The sequence below is a fragment of the Ascidiimonas meishanensis genome, from assembly GCF_037782385.1.
Taxonomy (GTDB): Bacteria; Bacteroidota; Bacteroidia; order Flavobacteriales; family Flavobacteriaceae; genus Ascidiimonas; species Ascidiimonas meishanensis.
Genome location: NZ_JBBEXD010000008.1, coordinates 69,624 through 89,099, shown reverse-complemented (window position 1 = coordinate 89,099; position 19,476 = coordinate 69,624). Strand labels below are relative to the sequence as shown.

Annotated in this window: 9 protein-coding genes; 3 read left to right on the top strand and 6 right to left on the bottom strand. The window is 33.6% G+C overall.

Annotated features, from left to right (window positions below; all coding sequences use genetic code 11):
- The 6 genes from WBG07_RS14645 to WBG07_RS14620 form a co-directional block, all read right to left on the bottom strand.
- Positions 1 to 449, bottom strand: a 449-nt coding sequence (locus WBG07_RS14645) for a condensation domain-containing protein (RefSeq protein WP_340202270.1), incomplete at its 3' end; no start/stop codon positions are given.
- A 59-nt stretch (positions 450 to 508) separates the two neighbouring features.
- Entirely contained in the window at positions 509 to 3,661 is a 3,153-nt protein-coding gene (locus tag WBG07_RS14640) for a non-ribosomal peptide synthetase (protein WP_340202269.1), read from the bottom strand.
- Positions 3,662 to 3,698: 37 nt separating this feature from the next.
- Positions 3,699 to 10,145, bottom strand: a complete 6,447-nt coding sequence (locus WBG07_RS14635; protein ID WP_340202268.1) for an amino acid adenylation domain-containing protein — start codon at positions 10,143 to 10,145, stop codon at positions 3,699 to 3,701.
- 32 nt (positions 10,146 to 10,177) lie between these two features.
- A complete protein-coding gene (locus tag WBG07_RS14630; protein WP_340202267.1) occupies positions 10,178 to 11,284 on the bottom strand; it encodes a cupin-like domain-containing protein in 1,107 nt (368 codons plus the stop codon).
- A gap of 54 nt (positions 11,285 to 11,338) precedes the next feature.
- Positions 11,339 to 13,309, bottom strand: a complete 1,971-nt coding sequence (locus WBG07_RS14625; protein WP_340202266.1) for a carbamoyltransferase family protein — start codon at positions 13,307 to 13,309, stop codon at positions 11,339 to 11,341.
- A 492-nt stretch (positions 13,310 to 13,801) separates the two neighbouring features.
- A complete protein-coding gene (locus tag WBG07_RS14620; RefSeq protein ID WP_340202265.1) occupies positions 13,802 to 14,314 on the bottom strand; it encodes a UpxY family transcription antiterminator in 513 nt (170 codons plus the stop codon).
- Between the two features lie 1,322 nt (positions 14,315 to 15,636).
- Between WBG07_RS14620 and WBG07_RS14615 the strand changes: the two genes are divergently transcribed.
- From WBG07_RS14615 to WBG07_RS14605, 3 genes are all read left to right on the top strand, one after another.
- Positions 15,637 to 16,686 (top strand): zinc-binding metallopeptidase family protein, encoded by a 1,050-nt coding sequence (locus WBG07_RS14615; RefSeq protein WP_340202264.1) that lies wholly within the window; start codon positions 15,637 to 15,639, stop codon positions 16,684 to 16,686.
- A gap of 344 nt (positions 16,687 to 17,030) precedes the next feature.
- Positions 17,031 to 18,470: a circularly permuted type 2 ATP-grasp protein gene (locus WBG07_RS14610; protein WP_340202263.1), complete on the top strand. Its 1,440-nt coding sequence runs from the start codon at positions 17,031 to 17,033 to the stop codon at positions 18,468 to 18,470.
- Between the two features lie 11 nt (positions 18,471 to 18,481).
- Entirely contained in the window at positions 18,482 to 19,444 is a 963-nt protein-coding gene (locus WBG07_RS14605; protein WP_340202262.1) for an alpha-E domain-containing protein, read from the top strand.
- Positions 19,445 to 19,476: the final 32 nt, after the last annotated feature.

Below are 19,476 nucleotides of genomic sequence, written 5' to 3'. Positions count from 1 at the left end.
TCTTGGTAGCCAACTCCTTCTTTTTCCAGAAATACGGTGCGTAGTGATTCATGACGATTAACAGTTTGTTTGAAACAGGAAGATAAGAGTTCTATATCCAGATTTCCAGTAATACGTAATACCGAAGATAGGTGATAGTTTGTTGTGCCTTCAAATTTATCCAGGAACCACAAGCGCTCTTGGGAAAACGACAAGGGGATCATCTTATTATAGCTACTCGCTTTTTTCTTTATAATCTGCCCAGCTGTAGAGACTTTATTAATTTCCTTTAAATCATTTTCTAAAAAGGAAATAATGGCCTCCTTGTGTATTTTAATATTTTCAAGAAGTGATTCAGACATCCTTTTGCCTTTGGTTGTCTTAATTCCAAGCTTATTATTTTCAACAAATAACAGAACGCCTTCGTCTATAGCGTCATTTACTATATTTAAAATGTTTTCTTTGGTCATTGTAATTTATGATCTTATATCAAGATTTTCTGAAGAATCTGGAAGTGACTTGACTGGTATTATATGAATATTGTTTCTCCTTCTTCATGTTCAATTTCGTCTGACATTGATGTAGAAATTTTTATCATTTTCGCCAGAGCGTCTATATTTTGATATTGGAAAAAGGTATTGAATGGTATAGTTACCTGAAATTCTTTTTTGATGCGAAGTATGAAACTCATCATAGTTATAGAATCTCCTCCCAATTCAAAGAAACCATCAAGAACACCTACTTTTTCAAGACCTAAGAGTTCCTGAATGATTCCTGCAAGTTTTTTTTCCAATTCGGTTTTTGGGGGAGCATCATTATGTGATACCGAAATATTAACAGACTTTTCCAAAAGCTTTTTACGGTCTATTTTACCACTTACCGTAAGCGGATATTCGTCAACTTCAACAAAAAGCTTAGGAATCATATAGCCGGGTAGTTTTTCCCGAAGCTTTTCCATTATCTTTTTGATATTCGGCTTATGTGGCATATGGAGATAAGAAATTAATTGTTTTATTCCTGAAGCACTTTCTTTAACCAATGTAACTGCTTGGTTAATTCCTTCAATTTTTTCCAATTGAGAATCAATTTCTTCTAATTCAATTCTATACCCTCTTATTTTCACCTGATTGTCTTTTCTACCAAGACATTCAATTTCGCCATTTGGTAGCCATCGCGCCATATCTCCTGTTTTGTATAGGCGCTTCCCCTTTATAAATGGATTATCTAAAAATTTAGTATTTGTAAGTTCTGCTCTATTTAAATATCCCATGGCTACTCCGTCTCCAGATATACATAATTCCCCTGTAATTCCAACTGGCACCAAATTCATATCAGTATCTGTTATGTGTATCTGCGTATTGCCTATAGGTTTTCCTATAGTTACTGCTTCATCAGCAGTTATTAATTTCACACAAGACCATATCGTGGTTTCGGTAGGGCCATACATATTCAAAAGACCATTTGGTGCTCTCTGAATTAATTCCGATTTAAGTTTTTTTGTTAGCGCCTCACCTCCAGAGAGAATGCAAGCTTCTCCATCGTTGCGAAAGCCTACGTCCAAAAGCATTTGCCATCTGGATGGCGTGGTTTGTATATGTGTTGGATTTGTTTCAGCAATGTATTGCTTTAATAGTTCTGGGTTTTTTGATTGCTCATTATTTGCTAATACAAGTTGTCCACCCAAAGTTAATGGAAGAAAGAATTCTAAAATAGAGATGTCAAAAGTAAAACTAGTGACTCCTAAAAAGCGTACTTTTTTAGTAACACCTATAATATCTTCCATGCTTTTCATAAAATTGTAGAGTGCAGCATGCGATATTACAACGCCTTTTGGTGTTCCTGTTGTTCCAGATGTATAGATTACATAAGCACGTTGATTCGCCAGCACCTTTTTATGAAAAAATGTATTATCATTTTCATAATCGCCATCAAGGTTAATAATATGCCCTGTATATTTTTCATTAAAATTTTTGTACAACGATGAATGGGTTAGTATTGCTTTTGCTTTGGTATCTTTTATAATAAAGCTAATACGATCTTCAGGATATTCAGGGTCAACAGGCACATAAGCCCCACCAGATTTCATTACTGCCAACAAGCCCACTAACATATCTATTGAAGGGTATAGGCAAACAGGAATTATATCTTCTGATTTGACTCCATTTGCTGTTAAAAGCTTTGCAAAACTGTTTACTTTTTTGTGAAGTGCTCCATAAGTTATTTCTTCATCCTGAAAATTTATGGCTATTGCCTCCGGAGTTGTATTCACCCAATAATCAAAGGCTTCTAAAACCGTACTATCCTTAGCTAAGTTAAGCTCGGTTTTGTTAAATTCATGAATAAGCTGTGCCTCTTCTGATGGTGTCAAATACTGTATATTTTCGACTGATTTTTCGGGAGTCTGTACAATTTCATTAAGAATAGTGTTGAAGTGAAGAGCAAATCGTTCAATAAATTCATTACTGAAATAATTGGTATGATAGAGATAGGAAACTGTAATATGTTCTTCAAAAAACACCTGTAGCATAAGTGGAGTTTCTATATGTTCATAGGATGACCTCAACTCAATTTTAAATTCCTCATTTTGATTTATGGCTTTCAGGTCGAGCGGATAATTCTCAATTGCCAGAATAGAGTCAAACAGTACCTGATCTGGTCTTAACCCCATTATCTTTTTTATTTCTCCATATGATACGGCAGACTGTGAAAGATCACTTTGCTCTTTTAAACGGATATTTACATTTTTGATAACTTCTAAAACAGAGTCTCCGGAATTGTGTTGACACCTTACTGGTAATGTATTGATAAAGTTTCCTACTACTTCGTCTGCTCCTGTAAGCAAAGGATTTCTGTTGGATACAGGAGTCCCAAATACGATATCGTCTGTATTGAGGTATTTTTGAAGAAGTATTCCATAAGCTGCATACATGATAGCAGCTTTGGTAACTTTATGTCTTTGTGAAAATGCAGTTATGTTTTCAAGAGAAAATGAGCGAGAATACTGTTTAATTTCCCTGAAATTGTGATGCGCTTTGTTTAGAACCGAAGTGTTTAGTTCCTTTATTTCATAACCTTGCAAATACGCTTCCCAATTTTCGTAAGCTCTAGCTTTATCGTATCCCTTGTTTATGGCAGCTACAATATTTTTGTAGTTTGTTTTTATTTGCCCTTGTAAAAAATGTTCTTTATTCAGATTATAATAATTTGTAAATAGCTCTTTAAGGATAATTCCTGTGCTCCACCCATCATACAGAATATGATGATGCGTAATAATAAGTGTCTGTATATCTTCACCTGTGCTAACCAATGTTATTCTAACTGGAGTTTCATTCGTTAGGTCAAAGCTCTTTTGTTTATCTTTTTCAATATATTCTTCAATCGTATTTTCCGAAAGTTCCGAGAGAATATATGTTTTAAAATTAAAGGCTGTTTCTTTGAGGATGATCTGTAAGGGCTTACTCGTTTTTTCCCATTCAAAAACAGAGCGTAATACATCATTATCTTTTTGAACTTGCTTTATAGCAGCGGCTATCGTATCAAGATGCAGACTACCCGATATATCAATACAAACCTGAATATTGTAAAGGCTGTTATTTCCTTCTTTAAGTGAATTAAATAACATTCCTTTCTGAACCATATTTAGTTCTACAATATCTTTGACATTTGATTTTTTAATATCCATTAGGATAAGCTTTAATTTTTAGTATATAGGATAATAATTAGCTAAACAGTGCATCTAATTCGTTTTGCGATATTTCCAAATCGTCAAAATCTGATGGTGTTAGAAGTGGTTCATTATTTTTTTGGAGCTCACTTTTAAGTTCATGTAGGTACTTTAGAAATAACCCTTTGAGCATATGTATTGTCTCTTCCTTAAAAGCTTTGGTGTCATAACTCCATTCAATGCTTAGTTCTCCAGAAATTACCATTGCATTAATTTCTAATGTTGCAGTGATCTGATTTATAATATCTGATTCTTGTCTTGTAGCTTGCTGCTCTATTGAAAAGAAATCATTGGAGAGTTCGCTTCCAAATTGTCCTAGGTAATTAAATCTTAGAGGAGTTATGGTATCCTTAGCACTATTCATTCTATGCTTTAACATTCCATAGCCCAAACCGCGTTCTGGAATGTTGTTCATAACTTCTTTAACTGATTGCAGGTTGTGTAATAAGGTTCCTTCCATATCAAAAACGACAGGGTGCATTACTGTAAACCAACCTACTGTCCTGGATACATCAACAGTATTTATATGCCTGCCATGATTTTCCAATTCAATCTTTATTTTAGAAGTGTCCATCCATTTCGCTATCGTTTTTGACAGAACGGTATTTAATATCAAAAGAATATCAACATGGTAGGCAGCAGTCTCTTTTAGCAGCCACTCTGTAGTTTGTTGATTAACTTTTATTGATGTAATTGCTATGTCCTTAATCGTACTTTTTGCTTGCTTATTATGCGCTGGTAATTGAAATGGTGTGTTGGCTATAGCCTCCCAGTAAGGGAGTTCTGCGGCAAGTTTTTCTTCATTATAATATTGCTTCAACGATTTTGCAAAGTACGATGGTGAAGCTGTTTTTTGGAGGTGTTTTATTTCTTCAGCTTTTGTTATACTATGATATATCCTGTAAAAATCTTCTAAGAGTATTCTCCATGAAATTCCATCAACTACCAGATGATGTGCTGTTATAAACAGGAATTGTTCCTGATTTTCTCTAAGTTTGATTAGTGCTACTTTGATTAATAAGCTATGGGCTAAATCAAAAGTATTTCTTACAAGTGTAGAGCATTCAGTTAATTCATTTTCCGAATTGAGGGCAAATTCCTCAACTTCAATATCACGTTCTAAGTGCTTTGTATTATAAAATAATTTTCCGCTTTTCTTATCTAAATTTAACCTAAGTCCATCATGGTGTATGATGAGTTCCTGAAATGTTCTTTGAAGTGCTTCTTTGTGTATTGACTGGTGTAATTTGAGTAATATGGATTGATTATAGAAATTCGGATTCGTAAATTTTTTATCAAAAAACCATTTTTCTACAGCGGTACGTTCTTTCTTTCCCGTAAGGATATTCTGTTCATAATTGGCTACATGGTGCTCTTCCCAGTCCGGATTGTTTTCCAAAAAATACGAGAGTTGTGCAACGGTGTTATATGTAAGTACTTCTTTTGGACTAACCCTAATATTTTCCTGATGCAGTTTAGACGCAATTTGTGTTGCTTTAATAGAATCGCCTCCAAATTCATAGAAGTTTGATTGCATCCCAAAATGTAGGTTTTCCATAACAGTTTTGTATACTGTTACGATTTTCCTACTAAGAGTTCCTGATATGCTATCGGGATTCAAATCAATTGGGTGCTGTTTCAGCTTAAGTAATTTTTCAATATCTGTTTTCCCGTTCTTGGTTAAAGGAATAGCATCAACTTGTATGAAGTATTTCGGAATCATATAATGAGGAATCTTATCCAGTAACCATGTTTTAAGAGGCATCTCATTTATTTCGCCGATAATAGTGTTATCAATCATAAAATAGGCATAAAGTTCAAGCTGTTCTTGATTATTGGGAGCAGAAATAATCACCACATCTTTTATACCCTTATAGCTTGTTAATACCTGTTTGATTTCTTCTTTTTCTATACGATACCCGTTAATTTTTAACTGCTCATCACTTCTGCCGATATATTCCATAATTCCGGAATACATTATTTTGGCCAAGTCGCCTGAAGCATACATCAACCCTCCTTCCACAAAAGGATTTGGAATAAATTTTTCATCAGTAAGTGTTTCGTTATTTATGTACCCCTGGCCCAAGCAATCTCCTGCAATATAAATTTCACCAATCACCCCTTTTGGAACAGGTTTTTTAAATTCATCAAGGATATAAATCTTAGCATTGGCAATTGGTTTTCCTATAGGAACTGTTATAGTGTCTTCAAATGGTTCAAATCTATGAACCATACAACCAACAGTAGCTTCTGTAGGGCCATATTCATTGTAAATAACAACCTCATGTGAGCAAAGTTCAAGAAAGCCATTTGCTATTTTGGAAGTTAGTTTCTCTCCTCCCACAATGATCTTTTTAATTGATGAGGCAACAGGTATTTTATTATTAATAAGAACTTTTATGTGTGATGGCGTCAGTTTTACAATTGCTGATTTATGTTCGGTAAATACCCTTTTCAATGGCATTTCATTTTGATTACTATTGTAAATTACTACTTTGTTCCCTGAAATAAGTGGAAGGAAAATAGAGGTCAGGGTTAAATCAAAATCTATAGATGTAAAGAATGGAAAAGCCAATGATTCTCCATTCAAATATTCCTTTGAAGCCCACTGTAGATAGTTCGCAATTGACTTGTGCCCAACCTTTACTCCTTTGGGGTTTCCCGTTGTCCCGGAGGTGTAAATAATATACGCTGTATCTTGTTGCAGTATGGAAAAGTTAGGAGTTATCTCATTCTGACATTTTATAAAATCGGTATTTAAAGTGATACATTCGCACGCAGATGGCGTCAATTCTTTATTTTCCAAGCATACCAGATATTTACTGTTACTGTCGATAACGATAAACTTTAATCGTTCTTCTGGTGTTTCTTCTGCTATGGGCAAGTAAACGGCTCCTGCTTTAAGAATTCCCAATAAGACATAGATCAATTCTGGGCTTTGTGGCAAGCTTACAGCAATAACATCTCCCTTTGTTACTTTCTTTTGTAGAAGAAATCTTTTAAAAGTTTCTGCCTTCTCGTTTACTATTCTGTATGTTATGGTTTTATTATCTGTTTCTATTGCAATATCATTGGGTTTCATCACTACCTGCTTCTCAAACAGGCTTAGAACTGTTTCTGTATCTGAGAATGTTACTTGAGTAGCATTAAATACATTGATTTGATCTTTTAAACCCTTAGAATCTAACAATGATATATCTGAAAATAGTATATGCGGATCTTTAATAATCTGGGCTATCATTCGCTCAAAATATGATGATACATAAGATGCTATATCCGTATTAAAAAGAGCTATTGAATGCTCCACTACATAAGAAAGGTGCTGTTTTTCTTCAAAGACTTCCAAGGAAAAATCAAATTTTGAAAACCCCGGATCAAAAAAGCGTTGTGAAAGACTGTATGTTTCTGTTTTATTCACCTCCAAGGAGGGTGGAAACAAAAACATGGTATCAAATAAAGGGTTTCTACTGACATCCCGATTTGTAAGAAGCTTATCGACCAAAACTGAATAAGGATAATCCTGATTTGCCAGACATTTTTTCATTAATTCAATATCTCTTTTTAACGAGTCCGTAAAGCTTTCATATTTGTTTATTTTTGTAAGTATAGGTAGGTTGTTTACAAACATTCCGAGTATATTCTGAAGGTCAATATGCATCCTTCCCGAAACTGGAATCCCAATAACAATTTCTGTTTGTCTGGTTATTTTTGCCAAAAACCATTTGTGAATACTAAATATGAGCATATGCAATGTGATAGCATTTTCTTTTGCCAGTTCTTTCAACTTTATACTTGTAGTTTCTGTAAGTTGAAATTTTACGCGTTTTCCTTTGGTATCTAGAAGTGCAGGTCTCGGATGGTCTATTGGTAATTCTAGTATTGGAACTCCATCTTCAAAGAGATCTATCCAGAATTTTTCCTGATTCTTGAATTTATTCTTTACTATGTTATCCTCCTGCCAGGATACATAATCTTTATATTCAATAGGAAGTTCCTCTAAAGGTTGCTTATCATAAATATGGTTGAATTCTTTTATGAATTTTTGAATAGAAAGTCCGTCCATTACAATATGCTGAAAATCAAAAAATAGGATAGTTTCATCATTCTCCACATTTAAGATCGCACATCGCATCAGTACCTTAGAATTGAGGTCAAAGGGTTTAACCAGTTTTTTCAGTATTTCATCTACTTCTCGGGCTTTGCACTCCAGATATTCCATCGGTATGTTCACATGCTCTTTTACCGTATATTTTGGAGTTCCTACTAATGGAAACGATGCCCTTAAAACAGTGTGCCTTAAAGCGAGTTTATTTAAGGTTTCCTGTACTTTTTGTAGTTCAAGGTCTCCATTAATAGTAAATGCAACAGGAATATTATAGGCTGTAGAATTTTTGTTAAGCTGCCAAGCGTAAAATATGCGTTGCTGAGCTGGAGATATCTCATAATATCTTTTTTCTTTTGCTTTTGAAATAGGTACATATTCTTTTTTGTTAAACTGACCTATCTTTTCAGCCAGTTCTCTAACAGTCTGTGTATTGTAAAAAACGGTAAAAGGAATCTCTACTTCAAAAACGCTTTCCAGCGTCATGATAATTTCTGCAGCTTTTAATGAGGTTCCTCCTATTTCAAAAAATTTATTGGTAACTCCTATTTGCTCATTATTGAGCATACGTTTCCAAATAGAGAGTAGTTTTTCTTCAATTTCATTTTCTGGGGTAACTATTTGGATATTGTCTTTCAAATACTCCTGAATGAGCTTAGCTAATTCTGTTTCAATTTCATGATGATCTCCATGTATGTATTCTTCCAGAAGCTTAAAGCGTTGTAATTTGCCACTGGTAGTTCTAGGAATGTTTTTAACAGGTAGAATACGATTTACAGAAACACCAATTCTAGAGTTAATATGAGATCTTACTGCTAAAGCTATTTCTACGAATTTTTCAGGTTTTCCCCTAAAGAAAATAAAGGCAATAGTTTCTTCAACTTGGGTAACTGTATTGAAAAAACCTACCACTACAATTTTATTGAGTTCAATTTCTTCTAATTCCTGAGCAATACTTTCAATATCATGTGGGTAGTAATTTTGCCCATTTACAAAAATGATATCTTTATCTCTTCCAGTAATATAAAGACAACCGTCTTTCAAAAACCCAAGATCGCCAGTTTTCAACCATCCATTTTTAATAACTTCTTTGGTTTTTTTTATATTGTTATAATAACCGGAAGTTACATTGTCACCTTTTATTACAATATGCCCTATTATTTCTTCCTCTACCAGATTTATGGCATTATCGGCAATAGCAACATCACAGTTATCTATAGATGTTCCTACATTAACAAATGATACTGCTTGTTCTTCTTCCGAAGTGAATACAATCTTATCTCCAAAATTTAATGTATCTCTTCTTAACTGGCATGAAATAATAGGATCTTCAAGTTTAGAGATACTTACTGCTAGACTGGCTTCTGCCAGACCGTATACAGGGCACATGGCTTGTGAACGTAATCCAAAAACCTTTCCCCATTCAAGGAAATTGAAACATAGTTGTTCTGATATAGGTTCTGCTCCATTGTATATTAATCGCACAGAGGACAGATCCCATTCATATTTTTCTGGTTCCAAGCAATGCTTCATGATGTATTTGTATCCGAAATTCGGTGAGCTCAAAATACTTACTCTATGTTCTGAGGCTTTTTCAAACCAAAGTGACGGCCTACGAACAAAAACGTTGGTGGGAATCACATAATGATTCATACCGCAATACAGAGGATTAATATGAAAACCTATCAAACCCATATCGTGCGTTAAGGGCATCCAACTCAACATGGCATCTGTAGAGGAATACGAAGCAGCATTAGCTATAGCTTTTACATTAGTGATCAGGTTTTCATGAGTGAGCATAACCCCCTTCGGGTTTCCTGTTGATCCTGATGAGAACTGAATGAAAGCAAGGTCATCAGGTTGAGCTTCCACTATTCTACCCTGCGCTTCTAGACTTAATATATCGTCAATATTGATATAGTTTTCTTTGACCTTTGAATAGAAGTGGATAAGTCCATTATCATGTGCATATTTTTCTAAACCTACGAGTATTTCTTCTGAACCAATGAGATGTGGTTTGTTTAGTACTTCACATACATTATAAAATTTCTTTTTACGCTCATCCTGATGGCTTATTGTTAAAGGTATTGGAATAATTCTTCCTAAAATACATGCCCAAAAAACAAGTATAAAATTCTTATTATCCTCTATTTGGAGTAGTAATTCTTCTCCAGGCTCAAGTCCTTTTTGCTGCAAAAAAGCCAAAATTCTAAGTGAGGAACTGTACAACTCGGCATAGGACAGAAAATCTTCATCGTTCACTCCGTTTATAAAAGTAATCCCCACGTCGGTAAGTAAACTCTTGCTTTTCGCAATTTCTATAAGGGTTTGCTTTTTCAATTTCCTGATTTTGTTTTAGGTTTCTTTGTGATTTAAATGGTAGCCTTTCCTTGAAGTAAAGAGATCAATTGATCAGCCCCTTTTTCTTCTGCTAATTTCGTTGCTGTTTTTCCCTCATATGGTATGTCTTTTGCACCAAATTTTAACAATAAACTGGTCATTTGAGGTTGATTATAATGTACTGAAGTGTACAAAGCAGAAGCTCCTGGTATTAATTTTAGGCTTTTTGAGTTTACGTTTGCTCCAGATAGTAGCATTGCTTTAGCAATATTAGCGAAGTCTTCCTTTACGGCTTTAATGAGCAGTAATTCACCATCTTCTGTAACATGGTCAATATTACATCCTTTATACAAAAACCCCTGTACCAACTGATTTAATAAAGGAACGGAGACCATTTTAGCACGTGGCGAAGATGGTATATCGAAAGTTACCCACCAGTAATTTATACTTAATGATAGTTCAAGACTAATTAAGTTATGCCACCAGTATGAAGGGATATATACCATATCTCCTGCTTCTACCACCAAACTTAAAGGCTCCGCTTTTGCATATAGTGGAAAACGCTTTTCATCAACATTTTGCAACGCTATTTGGCTCATATGCTGAAATCCTTCTTTATTACTAGGGTATAGGTAATCTGAATCTTGTGGAGAAAATAGTACAAGTTCCTTTTGTCCTATTACTTGTAGAAAGAAATTATGATTAAAATCATAGTGTAATCCTGAATCGCAACCTGCTCCTCCCAACCACATATTAGTTGCCAATAAGAGATCGGATTCTTTGATATGTGCGGGAGTTTCCAAATCAGCTAGCAACTCAGGAAAATTTTGTCCAATGGAAGATTGTGCCAGATAATAGCTCCCATTATCTACTTTTTTATGAAGTAGCCTGTCTGCCATCTCATGAAAAGTACCTTCCATAGTTTTTATTTCTGAAATGGCATTATTATAAAGTCTTGAAGGTGCATGATTAAGAATAACACGCTTAGATCCAATCTTTTGCTTAAGGTAATCCATAGACCAATTTTTATAAAACCTGGTTTCTTTTATTCCCCCTTTCACTATAACTGGTTTTTTGTCAAAATAAGAATTGTAGAATTCATTGGAACTCAATGCTTTTACAGTATCGATAGTTTTCACGCGTTTATATTTTAGTTAGTTTGCTATTTATAAAATTGATTACACTTTATAGATTTAAAGTTTTAATAGTTTTTCTGTTTTATGGGCAAGTACTTTTTGCGGCTGCACCTTTATAAGTCTTTGTCTCCAGATATCTATTATTTCATCAAGTAAAGGAGTAGATTGAGAAAAATTAACTACCAGTTGTTCATTCAATACATTCCAAAGTTTTTCTGATATTTCCGTTTCTTCACTCAGGTATGTATTATATAAAAAATGTTTGTTGGCAACTGCCTCTCTAGTAGATAGTGATATATGCGCACATAGTTCTGGCCTAGCATAAATGGCATGATCACCGTTCAAGACTTTTTTATGTACAATGTAGTCCTCAATAATCACATAATTTACGTTACTCGTTAGTAAAAAACCCATAATATTTTCAGGACTATGTACAATGGGTTCAAAGTTGTTATTGAGTGATGTGTTTAATAGCACTGGTGTTCCAGTTCGTTCATAAAAAGCGTTGATTAGGTTCCAGAAATCTTTGTTGGCATTTTTAGGCACTGTTTGCACTCTCGCCGAACCATCCACATGCACAACCGCATTTAACACATTTCTATATTTCTCTTGGGCCTTTAAGATGAATGTCATAAAGGGGAATTCCTTTTGACCATTCGCAGGGGTCTCAAAATACTCTTCAAAATGTTCTTCTAGAATTGCAGGCGCAAATGGCCTGAAGCCCTCCCTCATTTTTATGATCGCATTAATGCGTTCTTTATTATCAGCAGGCCTAGGGTCTGCTACTATACTCCTATTTCCCAATGCCCTTGGGCCATATTCTTCTCTTCCTCTAAACCATCCTAGCACTTCACCACTAGCAAGTAAATCAGCGGCATCTTCATAAATTTGATCTGACTTGCTGAGATCGACAAAACCGTTCCATTTTTGAAGTTCTCTTTCAATTTCTTTTGAATTGAAATGTTTTCCTAGAGAGGTGGATGCTATTTTACTGTTAACAAATTCGTTTCCTGTTTCCAGGTAACATGCAAATGCTGCTCCCGAAGAAAGTCCGTTATCACCAGCTGCAGGAAATACAAATATTTCCTCAAATAGACCTGCGTGCAACAACTCACCTCCCATTTTACAGTTGAGAGCTACACCTCCTGCCATACATAATTTTTTTAGCTTGGTTTGTTGCTGTAACGGAGCGATAATATGGAACACTATTCGCTCTAACGCGGCTTGCAATGCTGCTGCTATATCTTTATGTTCCTTAGTTATAGGATCTTTTTTATTTCTCTTAGGGCAAATGGTTTGTAAAAGTGAAAGCTTATTAAAGTGTACTGCGAATTCACCATCAGGTAGTAAGGTATAAAAAGATTCAAATAGCTTACTATAAACGGTTGAATCACCATAGGGCGCTAGTCCCATAATTTTATATTCGTCAAAGAGTTTCATCCCTAGGAATTTGGTAACTTCTAGGTAAAGGAATCCCAGTGATTTTTCTATCGGAAAATGTTTTAGGCGTTCAAGTTCGTTTCCTTCTCCTACATATACCGTCCCCGATAACCCATTTCCAGAACCATCGAGTGTTACCACAAGACTTTTATCAAAACCAGATTTACAAAATGTGGAAAGTGCATGACAATAATGATGGTCATATAACTTTATTTGGCTTAACTCCAATTCATATCCCGTATGCTCCTTAAAAATATTCTTAGCTATTACCAAAGCTACATTGGCAGGCAGAGGCCCTTTTATAAAAGCTGGGGCAAAACTTTCTAGTGTTTCTTTACTAGTAGCAAAAGCAACATAGTCTATATCTTTATAATCAAGATTATTGTATATTAAGCATTGTTCTATTGCAGTTTTTGGAAAGTAATTAGTATGTTTAATCCTTGTTGTTCTTTCTTCTTCCAATGCAAATATTACATCACCATCTTTTAGAAGCGCTACTGACGAATCTGTTAATTGTCCCGGTAAGATACTTTCAAGCATTACTGTGTTGAGGTGATTAGGCCCACCATTTATTCCGATTATATTCATACTATTAAAGTTTTGTCTGAGTTGTAAATGACTTGTATCCATTTAATAGAAGGATAATGATTATTCGAGGTTGTCCAGAAAAAGTAACAGCTATAAAAGAGATTCATGCTTTTCATTACTTTTTAAGGAAATCTATTTACTTTTTCTATTAATGAAGATACTTATCTGATTGCGTAATTTTTCTTGAGGAGGTTTAGTGTAATTCTATTCAAATTTTCTGTTGACGAGAAAGTATGCTAACGATTACATATAGAAATCTATTTTCAAAAAATAGATAATATTATTGGTATTAAATAAAGATATATGATCCGTTAGACCTATCTAGAAGTATTGAATTATTAAGGTTAATTGTAGAAAAAATGAAGTGAGTTCGTATCTTTTCAAATAGTCTGGTCGTATTAAATAAATTTGATAAATACTAAAAATCAATTTAAATATGAGTTAGTTCCAACCTTAAATTATTGACTATAAATCTTTTAGAAATAATCATAATCATACCATACTTTTGAAAGAATGAAGAGGCACTGTTACCAAAATATTCTGCCGCAAAGAATGAATCCTCACTATGATTTTATTGTGATTATTAGCTTTAACGATTTCACAATTCAACCCATTTAAAGGTCCATAAGTAATCCTTTTAGTTTCACCAACTTTAGGAAGTTGAACATTTGTCTGTATATCAATAATATTTTCGTCGCCAACCAAAAACTTTATTTGATCAATTTCCTTTTCTGTAACACGAGCATATTCTTTTCCAAAGCGAATGTAAGCGCAAGCACCGTTAACCGATAACGCTTTATGAAATTCTAAAGAAGATTTTATATTCACAAAAACATAAGATGGGAATAAAGGTTTAAGAATCGTTTTCTTTCTATCGCTCCAATTTCGAATGGTTTTTATTTGTGGTAAAAACGATTCTAATGAAATATCATTTAAAGATTCATAAACTTTATTCTCCCAACGAGACTTTACATACAACGCATACCAGCCAATGGTAAAATTCATAGAAATAATTAGTTTTAAATTTATAGCTTCGCTTCCCTCAGTCACATGAAGTACTTTTTACTAATTAATTTTAGGGTAATTTGTTTCAAGAAAGCTTAAGTAAGTATTTAATCATATTAATAATTTAATAATACTTACCTAAACATTAATTTATTTCTTTAAAGATCGTAATTTTTTTCTTACACACAAAATTTTAAATCAAAAAAAATTAAATCAAATAATCCCTAGAAAACCTTGATTTTTTAAAATATTTATTTTTTTATTGATCTAATTTTATCTATTGCCTGCCTCTTATTATTGACCTATTAACTAAGTTCAAAATATGTGATCCTTATACCTTTTTTATCCGTTTTTTTGATCACAAGCTTCGTATAATACTTTAAATAACCTTCGAAGTTCTTTAATACTGAACTTAGTTTTTTCTTAATAATATGTATTATTAATACTGAATTCATAATTTAAAGCCCTATTTTGAGTTGTGATAAAGTAATATTATCAATATTCTTGAAATACAAGTTTTCAAAAATGTATTTGCTCCTTATAATTGATAAATCTTCTATTCTTCCTGTTTTTTTATTTACCGTAAACTTTATCAATAAACTTTTAGAAGAACGTCTTATTCCATATTCACTAAACTTACTATGCTATAGATTCTTTAGTAGGCAATTTTACGTTTAGATTTTCAGACAAAGAAGAAATGTAGGTAATTACCTATAATTAAGTTCAATTAATATATTAAACCAAAAAAGCACAGGTTTCTAAACATTTAATATTTTATAAAGGTTTTTTACCTTCCTTCTTAATTCAAGTATTCGGTCATACTGAGGAATCAGAGAGATAGGCTCTTGGAGATTTTCTTTCAAATAAGGACATCGCTACCATTTTATGTTTTATTCTTCATATAGTGACCTTGAAGACATGGGGGTTAAATACTTTCTTTGTAAGTTGCTCAATATCCTATGATATTTTCCCGCTTGGTATTTACCTTAGGGTTAAAGGAATGTGGTGTCCTTATTTATTTCTATAACTATTTTGGATTTTCAGCTATGGGAGTCAATCAAAAAAACTATCAATTTCATCTCATATAATACGCTGCTCTAAAAAAATTAACTTGTATAACTTTTCAGTTAAGTCTTCTAGTAAATATTTATGGAAATATAAAATTAATAGCATTTAAGCGACTGGTTTTCTTAAAAAATATAAACCATCTTTGCCCCCGAGAATTAATTGGTATTTTATTTTTTATTTTCCATGATCATAAAACAAAATGGAAATAGTATTCTTAATTTACTAGTTCAGTAAGCAATTCGAAAGTAGCACCTATGAAAGTTTTTGAATGTGGCCATTGTAATCACCCGTTATTTTTTGAAAATAATGAATGTGAGAATTGCGGGCATGCCTGTGGTTATCGCGATCATGATCGTAAAATGTTGACCTTTGACACCTTGAGATCGACTTTGATTTCTGATCGAGAAAAAATTGAATATAAGTATTGCAAAAACAAAGATCATGGCGTCTGTAATTGGCTATTAGAGAAAGAAGACACAAATCAATATTGCAGTGCTTGCCAGCTCAATCGCACCATCCCTAATCTTTCTGATAAAAAGAATTTTCTCAAGTGGCAAAATTTAGAAGTTGCCAAGCACCGACTCATTTATCAACTTCAAAAAACAGGTTTGGAGTTACCAAGCAAAATTGGAAACAACGAAGGTTTATGCTTTGATTTTATTGCCAAAAGAAACAATCCTAAGATAATGACAGGGCATTTCAATGGTGTTATCACCATATTACTTAGAGAAGCAGATTCCGTTATAAGGGAACAAACCAGAAAAGAATTACAAGAGCCTTACAGAACTCTTATTGGGCATTTAAGACATGAAGTGGGTCATTATTTCTGGGAACGATTGGTTTTCATCCATCCAGAGGTCCTAAAAGCTTTTAGAGTAATCTTTGGTAATGAAGAGGCAAACTACAGTGAAGCATTACAAAGTTATTATGATAATGGGGCTCCTGTTGATTGGCAAGATTCATTTATTAGTAAGTATGCCACATCACATCCTTGGGAAGATTGGGCAGAAACCTGGGCACATTATCTCCACATTATGGATATGGTAGAAACGGCTCATTTTTTTCGTTTGCGAGTAAAACCTACGGGAGCTTCAAACCATATGAAAGCAAAAGTTACATTTGATCCTTATAAGGAAAAAGACTTCAAAACTATCATCAATACTTGTATACCTTTATCATTTGCCGTCAATAGCATCAATAGGGCTATGGGGTTACCAGATGTATACCCATTCGTGGTTAATGAAAAGGTGATTGAAAAAATGACATTTATACACCAGTTGTTATTGCCAAAAAGAGCCATCTAAAAATTTAAATGATCTTGATGCATTAAACTATATAAGACAGCAAATTCGGAACTTTTTATAACTATTTTGAATACCTCATCTTCTGATTAAAATTTTAATGGTTAAAACTATGAAAGTTTTAAATAAATTGTGTAAGTTATTATCCAAGCAATATGTGTCTGCTACCTGGGTAGTAGTAATTGTTAGTTATACTTGCTATATTGAATTGTAATTATTTATGTGTGATCTTAGAAATATAAGTTTTTACATTTTATCTATATTGATTGCCAATCTCCTGTTATTCTTTATTATTTAACAGTATCTTTCAAAGAAGTTCATTCTTCTATAATTTATAAAAAAGTAATATGTCTAAAATTGATTTTTCAAAATATGAAACCAGTGGTTTTTATGATGAGATGTTTGATCCTAATAAAACAGTAAGACCTAGTTATGAACTATTTAAAAAACGATTAGAAAAGTTAAGCCGAAATAAATTAGAATTCTTACAGCATGCAACAGACAGAGCCCAATTATCTTTAGGCATGACCTTTAATGTCTATAGCGATAATCAGGGTGTAGAACGTATTCTCCACTTAGATATTATTCCTAGAATCGTAAGCGGTTCGGACTGGGATTTACTTGCAAAGGGATTAGAGCAAAGAATTGTAGCGCTTAATATGTTTATTAACGATATTTATAACGACCAAAAAGTACTAAAAGATAAAGTGATCCCAAAAGAATTAGTCTTATCTAGTGCAGGTTATTTAAAAGAATGTGTTGGGTTTAAACCACCAGAAAATGTTTGGAGCCATATTTCTGGAACAGATTTGATAAGAGATATAAAGGGCGATTTTCATGTATTGGAAGATAATCTAAGATGCCCTTCGGGTGTTTCATATATGTTGGAGAATCGGGAAATTCTTAAACGTACTTTTCCAGAAATATTTGAAAAACTACATGTACGCCCAGTTCATGATTATTCACATTATTTGAGGGATATGCTGGAATCCCTTACTCAGGAATCTCCCGCCTCTATAGCAGTTCTAACTCCTGGCATTTATAATTCGGCCTATTTTGAACATGCCTATTTGGCACAACAAATGGGTGCAGAACTGGTTGAAGGAAGAGATTTGGTAGTTAAAAACAACTTTGTTTATATGATTACTACTAAAGGGTTGCAGAAAGTAGACGTGATTTATCGGCGTGTAGATGATGATTTTTTAGATCCCTTAGTTTTCAACAAGAATTCAATGCTTGGAACTCCTGGTATTTTTGAGGCATACCTGAAAGGAAATGTGGTATTGGTAAATGCTCCAGGAGCAGGAGTTGCCGATGATAAAGCGGTATATGCATATATCCCTAGACTTATTAAATACTATTTAGGAGAAGACGTATTACTCCCTAACATTAAAACCTATATCTGTGCCGAAAAACAGGATCTTACATATGTCCTTGAAAATATAGACAAGCTTGTAGTTAAGCAAACTGATGGGTCTGGTGGTTATGGAATGCTAATAGGCCCGCATGCAACAAAGAAAGAAATTGAAGATTTTACATTAAAAGTCAAGAATAACCCTAGAAATTATATTGCCCAACCCATGATTAATCTTTCTAGGGTGCCTACTATGACAGATGATACCATAGAAGGCAGGCATGTAGATTTAAGACCTTATGTGTTGTATGGAAAAAATGTCAAAATAATTCCTGGTGCCCTCACAAGAGTTGCGCTAACCAAGGGATTCTTAGTTGTAAATTCATCACAAGGTGGCGGTAGTAAAGATACCTGGGTATTAGATAATAAATAAAATAAAAACGCATGTTAAGTAGAGTAGCAAATACCATATATTGGATGAATAGATACATAGAAAGGGCAGAAAACTATGCTCGATTTATGGATGTAAATTTCAATCTGGCGCTAGAATCACCATCGGATGCAATGGAACAATGGAAACCCTTAGTAGTTATCACTGGTGATTGGCCTTTATATGAATCGCTGTATCAAAAGGTAGGTAAAAAAGAGGTCATTTATTTTCTAGGCTTTGACCCAAAGAATCCAAATTCAATTTACAGTTGTATCACAAAAGCTCGTGAGAATGCCAGAGCAGTAAGACCTGAAATAACCAAAGAGGTCTGGGAACAAATAAATTCAATCTATTTCTTTGTGAAAGAAGGATTGGAAAAAAAACATTGGAAAACAGGTGATCCTAGAATTTTTTTCAAAAAAATTAAAAGTGATTGTCAACTGTTATACGGAATTTTTGACTCAACTATTTCTAGAAATGACGGATGGCATTTTGGTAAAATCGGTCAGGTATTAGAACGTGCAGATAAAACATCTAGGGTAATTGATGTTAAATATCATATTCTACTTTCCAATTCTGAGGCGGTTGGAACTCCTTTAGATTTGATGCAGTGGGCGGCGCTGCTTAAATCTGTTAGTGCCTATGATATGTATAGAAAAAAATATGGTAAACTCACAGCCATGAATATATCTGAGTTTCTCATCTTAGATAAAACCTTCCCACGTTCCATGCTGTGTTGTCTTATTCAAGCAGAACAATCTGTAAATGCCATAACAGGAAATTCAAGCGGATTCACCAATATTGCTGAAAAACAATTAGGCAAATTAAAGGCTGAATTAGAATTTGCCGAGATAGAAGATATCTTTAAGAGTGGTCTTCATGAGTACCTTGATGAATTTCAACAAAAACTCAATAAAATTTCAACCCATTTTTATGATTCTTTTTTCAATACACAGATTACTCAAACACAGCAATAATTTGGTCTAAAGGTGAAAATAACCAAACATTA